Source organism: Pedobacter cryoconitis (assembly GCF_003259615.1).
GTDB classification, from domain to species: domain Bacteria; phylum Bacteroidota; class Bacteroidia; order Sphingobacteriales; family Sphingobacteriaceae; genus Pedobacter; species Pedobacter cryoconitis.
Genome location: NZ_QLLR01000019.1, coordinates 104,050 through 110,577, shown reverse-complemented (window position 1 = coordinate 110,577; position 6,528 = coordinate 104,050). Strand labels below are relative to the sequence as shown.

General features: G+C 37.9%; 9 protein-coding genes. 6 read left to right on the top strand and 3 right to left on the bottom strand.

Going from position 1 to position 6,528, the window contains the following annotated elements:
- The 3 genes from LY11_RS17375 to LY11_RS17365 form a co-directional block, all read right to left on the bottom strand.
- The coding region (locus tag LY11_RS17375; protein WP_211321584.1) for a hypothetical protein at nt 1-285 on the bottom strand (285 nt) is incomplete at its 3' end.
- A 218-nt stretch (nt 286-503) separates the two neighbouring features.
- Nucleotides 504-1,316, bottom strand: coding sequence for a FecR family protein (locus LY11_RS17370; RefSeq protein ID WP_111634913.1), 813 nt, complete (start codon nt 1,314-1,316; stop codon nt 504-506).
- Nucleotides 1,317-1,413: 97 nt separating this feature from the next.
- A complete protein-coding gene (locus tag LY11_RS17365) occupies nt 1,414-1,920 on the bottom strand; it encodes a DinB family protein (protein WP_111634912.1) in 507 nt (168 codons plus the stop codon).
- Nucleotides 1,921-2,096: 176 nt separating this feature from the next.
- Between LY11_RS17365 and LY11_RS17360 the strand changes: the two genes are divergently transcribed.
- From LY11_RS17360 to LY11_RS17335, 6 genes are all read left to right on the top strand, one after another.
- Nucleotides 2,097-2,855, top strand: a complete 759-nt coding sequence (locus LY11_RS17360; RefSeq protein ID WP_111634911.1) for a S24 family peptidase — start codon at nt 2,097-2,099, stop codon at nt 2,853-2,855.
- A gap of 159 nt (nt 2,856-3,014) precedes the next feature.
- Nucleotides 3,015-3,653, top strand: a complete 639-nt coding sequence (locus LY11_RS17355; protein ID WP_111634910.1) for an NAD(P)H-dependent oxidoreductase — start codon at nt 3,015-3,017, stop codon at nt 3,651-3,653.
- The gene (locus tag LY11_RS17350; RefSeq protein WP_111634909.1) at nt 3,625-3,915 is read left to right on the top strand and encodes a putative quinol monooxygenase; all 291 of its coding nucleotides are present in this window, start codon (nt 3,625-3,627) and stop codon (nt 3,913-3,915) included. Before LY11_RS17355 ends, LY11_RS17350 begins: the two co-directional genes overlap by 29 nt.
- A 29-nt stretch (nt 3,916-3,944) precedes the next feature.
- Complete coding sequence (locus LY11_RS17345; protein WP_111634908.1) at nt 3,945-4,931, top strand: aldo/keto reductase; 987 nt, start codon at nt 3,945-3,947, stop codon at nt 4,929-4,931.
- A gap of 115 nt (nt 4,932-5,046) precedes the next feature.
- Nucleotides 5,047-5,421 carry a hypothetical protein gene (locus tag LY11_RS17340; RefSeq protein WP_111634907.1) on the top strand — a complete coding sequence of 125 codons (375 nt, stop codon included), beginning with the start codon at nt 5,047-5,049 and terminating at the stop codon, nt 5,419-5,421.
- 5 nt (nt 5,422-5,426) lie between these two features.
- The gene (locus LY11_RS17335) at nt 5,427-6,524 is read left to right on the top strand and encodes a DNA alkylation repair protein (protein ID WP_111634906.1); all 1,098 of its coding nucleotides are present in this window, start codon (nt 5,427-5,429) and stop codon (nt 6,522-6,524) included.
- Nucleotides 6,525-6,528 lie beyond the last annotated feature (4 nt).

Here is a 6,528-nt window from a genome sequence, read left to right as displayed (position 1 = left end):
ATAGATAAGCACATTCGCTTTATCCAAGGATTTCTCTAATTGCCTGATTCTAGCCTGAAGAGCTTTGGAATCTTTAACTTTGGGATCCATAGGTAATAAAGATACAGCTCCTTTTTCTAATTTTTTCTTATAAATACTTACCCAATTGGTGAGCATATGGACACTGGGTAAATGGTGCATTTTTGCAACAGCTTTGGCAGGTAGATTCTGATAAACTACCATAATAACTAGCTTTTCTCTAAAGGTTTTGGAGTAAGTTTTTGGCTCCGTTTCTAGTGCTTTCATTTGAGTCAATTAACTCAAAACTGTAAACCTATATCCGTATAAGACCCATTAGGTGTAATGATTGATTGTAATTACTTTTTTACTTTACCTTACTTTAAGATTTTCCTGAAATCGCTTTACGTCTTAATAAATTTTCCTGAATTGGCTTGACATCCGTTGAGAGATGGCGGTTTTTGTGGGGTTTTCAAACCACAGCAAATATTGGCCTCAGGAAATGCTTAGTAAAGGATGATTTGATTGTTTTTTCTTTTGATGGAAAGCTTCGTATTCCGGCTGATTGCCGCCAATACTGCTTCCAGGGATTCATTCTTAAGAGTTCCGGTTAATAATCTGTTTTTCAACCCTTTTTTCCCAATACTCAGGTTACTGCTATAAACTTCATTCAACATCTCAACCATTCTCCATAATGGCACACCATCAGCGATAAATTCCCCACTCCGGTAATAAGTATACAGTTTATCGGCATTATTTTCTTTAATCAACTGCACTGTACTCTGTTTGATCAATACCTTTTCCCCGGTACTAAGGGTGATCATTTTTCCACTTTTACTGACTTGTACAGTACCTTTTTCGACAATAACTTCAATACTGCCTTTCCTGTTTTTCACATTAAAAGAAGTTCCGGCTACTTTGATAGTAGTACTGCCTGTATGAATAATAAATGGTTTTTCCAGATCTGGTGCAACCGTAAAGAAAGCTTCTCCTTTAGTTAGCCAAACCTGACGCTGATTACCCCTGAATTTTTCGGGATAACGCAATAAACTATGTTTGTTCAGCACAATGATTGATCCATCAGTTAAGGTATCTGCCTGAGCGGTGTCCTTAGTTAAAAATAGAAGCTCTTGCGTAGAAAACTGGCTGGAATATAACCATGCACCTACACCAAAGAATAAAAATACAGCCGCTATCTTCGCCCAGAACTGGTAGCCTAAAAGGAACATCTTTTTCCTTTGCTGTTGATCTTCTACTTCCAATTTTAATCTTTGCGAGGAAGCCTGCGCATCCTCTTCCCCTTCATCTTTTACGTCCATCTGTAGAATTATTTAATCCTTATAGCTCACCGGCATCCATTTGTTACCAAACCTGCGATTTTTGCTAAGATAAAAGAATATGGATTAAAATTAAGTGCTATACCTCTGATAAATAATGATAGATATTATTCAGCTGATGTGTGTGTCTCTGACTATGATAGTTTACAAAATATATAGCTTCAGTACGCGTTAAAAAACCATACCCAGGTAATTCAAAAGTCAAACATATTTGATCAAGCGCCATAGTCTGTATCAAATTGATTAAACTGCTTTTGATATTTTCCAGCGTCCCCAGCTGCCTTTGTTTACTGTAACTGATTGGCAGTGGCAGTATAAAGTCCGGAGATTTCATTTTAGTCCCGAAATTCAGAAAATCAGCCCTGATCTGTGCAACCAGCTGATCTGGTTCCCGGTTAGCATCTTTTACCGGCCCTTGCATTACTTCTATAAATCCTGTATTGGCCAGGATAAGATGTTGTGCAACTTGTCCGGCGGTCCAGCTGCCAGAGAAAGGGATTTGATTTAGCTGCTCCTCATCGAATGAAGAAACAACCTGTAAAAGCGTAGTAAATGTCCGGTCTGTGTCCAACAGAATTGTTTCCATAACTTATGTTTAATAATCTATACTAAGATAAATAGATAATATCAATACTATTGCTTGCTTAAAAAGTCAATTTAAGGGGGCATTCCAGACAAGTACTAATTATTTTGAACGGTAATATCAGCTATAATTATTCTTTTTATGCAATCTTTACAGCTGGATAACTCCTTTTTATCAACATGGATATAATTAAAAAGATCAACGAGATAGCTGTGACTTATTTTGAGGATAACAATTCAAAATTCGCCGCTGTCTTAGGGACAAGCGAAGCGAACATCAGGAATTACAGGAGTAAAATCGTTCCTAAAGTGGATTTCATCGTGAAGTTATGCAATGATCTTAACCTTAGTTTTGAATGGATGTTTAATGATTCGGGCGAAATGACAAAGGTTAATCAGGTTTCTGATCTCGCTTTAACGCATCCGGGAACACAAACTGCGGCAGCGGTTAATTATCCGTCAGTATCAGGAAACCATCCGTCAGTAAAAGGAAACTATTCATCAGAAACAGGAACCAGCAGTAACCGCGGAGTTCCGCTTTATGAAATGAATACAGCAGGGAATCTGCATGATTTTTTTAACCAGCCACCAAATATCATTGACTATATCCATATCCCTAAGCTCCCAAAAAGTGATGCTGCACTTTATATCCTGGGAGAAAGCATGTCTCCTGTTTTGAAAAGCGGCGACATTGTCATTTATAAAAAGGTAAATAACCTGAGAGAGGGGATTTATTATGGCGAAATGTATTTGTTATCAATTGATATTGACGGGGATGAGGCTACCCTATTAAGATATGTTCACCAGTCGGAAAAAGGGGAAGGTTATATCAGGCTCATCAGTCATAATACCACCCATGCGCCAAAAGATATTAAGATGGAATACGTCAAAGCGATGGCGCTTATCAAAGCAAGTATCCGGATCAATACCATGATGTAAATAGTCATTACCTGATCTTATAACCTGTACCCTATACATACAGACCAGATTCTACACGTATCTATGTATTATATTTATGATACATAACTATGATTCATACTATTTTAATGAGACAAGCAGAAGACTTAAATTTGTATCAGCAATTAAAAGATCTGCAAAATGGAAAATCAAAAAATATTTGTGATTAACGGAGGACAAGTTTTCGGACACTCCGGAGGTCGTTTTAACAACACAATTTTCAATGCAACAATAAACTTCTTTAAAAGTCAGCCTGGATTTGAGATCAGGTCAACCGATATTAATGACGCATACAATGCTGCACAGGAAGTAGAAAACTATGTGTGGGCCGATGTAGTTATTTACCACACCCCTATCTGGTGGTTCCAGGTGCCTAATGGCTTAAAAAAATATATTGACGTTGTATTTACTGAGGGTCATCAGAAAGGGATCTACAGAAGTGACGGCCGTTCTTCAGCTAACCCGAATATAAATTACGGGACGGGTGGTTCTTTACAGGGTAAAAAATATATGGTGACCTCTTCGTGGAATGCACCAGCTGCTGCTTTCGCATTGCCTGGTGAGTTTTTCGATCAGCGCAGCGTAGATGATGGTGTGTTATTTGGTTTTCACCGGATGAATGCTTTTACAGGTATGAAACCATTACCTGGTATCCATTTTCACGATGTAGAGAAGAATGCTGATATTATCAATGATATGAAATTATATCAGGAACATTTAACTAATACCTTCATTAATCAAAAACAAGAACATGAGTGTTTATCTAACAGCAATAATTAAAAGTACGCCAGGAAACGCTGAACAATTAAAAGCGATTTTAAAAACTTTGGTTTCAGGATCAAAAAGTGAAGCTGCTTGTCTGCAATATGACCTGCACCAGGTTCAGGAAGATCCAAACCTATTTATCTTCCACGAAGAATGGGCAAGTCAGCAAGAACTGGACTTACATAATGTAAGCCCTCATATTAAAAAATTCGCGACAGATGCTGCTGCAATACTAGATGGTGCACCCATCATACATATCACCAAAAGAGTAGACTAAACACCTGCTGGTGATTATACTATATAATTATGGAATACAGAAAATTAGGAAATACAGAATTAAACTTATCAACAATTACCCACGGTGCTTTCGCTATTGGCGGAACTATGTGGGGCGGAAATGAAAAACAAGATTCAATTGATGCGATTCATGCTTCACTGGATCATGGAGTAACCAGTATCGATACTGCGCCATTCTATGGATTCGGATTAAGCGAAGAGCTGATTGGTGAAGCCATTAAAGGAAGAGATCGTTCGAAAATCCAGTTACTGAATAAATTCGGATTGGTTTGGGATGGCAGTAACAATGGAAAAGGAGAATTCTTTTTCGATGCAGGTGCAGATGGTAAAAGTATACCAGTTTATAAATATGCTTCTAAAAGTAATATCATTAAAGAGGTAGAAGAAGGGCTAAAACGCTTAGGAACTGATTATATCGACCTTTTACAATTGCACTGGCCAGATGCAACTACCCCGATTGATGAAACCATGGAAGCACTTGATCAATTGATAGCACAAGGTAAAATCAGGGCAGCTGGTGTGAGTAATTATAGCCTTGATCAGTTAAAGGAAGCACAAAAAACAATCAGTCTGGCTTCAAACCAGGTTTCTTACAGTATGCTGAACAGGGAAATTGAAAAAGAAATTGTTCCTTATACCGTGGAAAATAACATTAGTATCATTGTATACAGTCCGCTTGAAAGAGGATTATTAACGGGTAAATATTTCAAAGATGCCAAGCTTAAATCCAATGATCACCGTAATGGTTATTTTGGTCAGTTTGATCCTGAAAAAGTAAAAGCACTTTTACAGACGATTGAGCCAATTGCAGCAAGCAAAAATGCAACAGTTGCACAAGTCGTGTTAAGATGGACAACCCTGCAACCGGGCGTAAGTATTGTACTTGCAGGTTCAAGAAATGCTGCACAAGCAATTGACAACGCAAAAACAATGGATATTACCTTGAATACTGAGGAATTAAACAGTATTAATAAAGCGGTTGAATTAGTCGGATAATACAAAAATACCTTCATCAGAAGCCGGTTCGAATGTTTATAAAAAGACAGGGACCGGCTTCTTTCGTTTGACTGATTATTATTTATATTTAAAGAAAACATTTAATCAGACATTTATGAAGAAATTAAGCTTTATGTTCTCTTTTGTAGTCCTGTTATTCATAACCAGTGTTGCATCAGCTCAAAAAAATGACACTTATTTTGTTGGTCAGTGGAATATCTTAATTAAAGGACTTCCCAATGGCAATACAGATGCCCTGGTAAAGTTTGAATTGAAAGATGGCCAGCTGGCTGGCAGTATCACCAGTGTGACAGAGAAAAAAGAAATGCCCTTTAAAACGGTTACCTTAAAAGATTCTACGGTTACCGCTACATTTGACCATAGCAGCGGACAGGTAGAAATGAACCTGCTTAAAAAAGATGACGATAATATAGTTGGTAACATCAACAATCAGTTCGACCTTAGCGGTGTCAGAAAAAAAGAAGATTAAATTAAATGAGCTTATTAAAAGATATATATTCCGTTTCCTTTTATAATAAATTAGCCGACAGCCTGATTCAGCTAAATCCTGAATTTGATAAAAAAAGATTTATTGAACTGATCAATGCAGAAGGTTTTTCCGCTATGGAACTTAAACAGCGGATGCACCATACTACATTGGTCATTCATCAGTTTCTGCCTTCGGAATATCCGGAAGCAATACAGCATTTATCCTCCCTGATTCATCAGCTTCAAAAAGAGCAGACCGGTGAACAGCTGCTGGCCTATATATTTTTGCCGGACTATATTGAAACCTATGGGCTGGAAGATTATGAAACTTCCATTCCGGCCATCGAATCAGTTACACAGTTTATTAGCTGTGAGTTCGCAGTCAGACCATTTCTGGCCAAATATGGACAGCAGATGATGATGCAAATGGAAAAATGGTCTTTACATGAAAATCACCACGTCAGAAGACTGGCCAGTGAAGGAAGCCGTTCAAGATTACCCTGGGCAATGGCTGTACCCGGATTAAAGAAAGATCCATCGATGATCCTGCCTATTCTGGAGAATCTAAAGAATGATCCTTCAGAATACGTACGCAGAAGTGTAGCCAACAGCTTAAATGACATTTCTAAAGATCATCCTGAAATTGTAATCGCTATTGCCAGCCGCTGGAATGGACTGAGTAAAGAAACGGATGCGATCATTAAACATGGCAGCCGCGGTTTACTGAAACAAGGCCATACCAAAATATTAGCACATTATGGACTGGAAAGTACGGCTATCGAGTTACTGAATTTTGAAATACTGACCGCGGTTGTCGCTATTGGTGAAAGCCTTGAATTTACGAGCAGCGTTAAAAACACAGCACTGGTTTCGCAGAAAATCCGCATGGAATATGCAGTTTACTATAAAAGGCTGAATGGGCAAGCCTCTAAAAAGGTTTTCAAAATCAGTGAGCGTGAATTTCAGCCTGCGGAAATTGCTGTGATCAATAGAAAACAAAGTTTTAAAATTATTACGACCCGGAAGTTCTATCCCGGAAAACATCAACTCTCTATTATTCTCAATGGCAGGGAAAGTGAATTAAAAGATTTTGAATTGAAATAGCTTT

Excerpts from the sequence above, each read along its gene's own strand:
- LY11_RS17340 (WP_111634907.1), top strand. The coding sequence starts at position 5,047 with ATGAAGAAATTAAGCTTTATGTTCTCTTTTGTAGTCCTGTTATTCATA.
- LY11_RS17335 (WP_111634906.1), top strand. The coding sequence starts at position 5,427 with ATGAGCTTATTAAAAGATATATATTCCGTTTCCTTTTATAATAAATTA.
- LY11_RS17355 (WP_111634910.1), top strand. The coding sequence starts at position 3,015 with ATGGAAAATCAAAAAATATTTGTGATTAACGGAGGACAAGTTTTCGGA.
- LY11_RS17360 (WP_111634911.1), top strand. The coding sequence starts at position 2,097 with ATGGATATAATTAAAAAGATCAACGAGATAGCTGTGACTTATTTTGAG.
- LY11_RS17350 (WP_111634909.1), top strand. The coding sequence starts at position 3,625 with ATGAGTGTTTATCTAACAGCAATAATTAAAAGTACGCCAGGAAACGCT.
- LY11_RS17365 (WP_111634912.1), bottom strand. The coding sequence starts at position 1,920 with ATGGAAACAATTCTGTTGGACACAGACCGGACATTTACTACGCTTTTA.
- LY11_RS17345 (WP_111634908.1), top strand. The coding sequence starts at position 3,945 with ATGGAATACAGAAAATTAGGAAATACAGAATTAAACTTATCAACAATT.
- LY11_RS17370 (WP_111634913.1), bottom strand. The coding sequence starts at position 1,316 with ATGGACGTAAAAGATGAAGGGGAAGAGGATGCGCAGGCTTCCTCGCAA.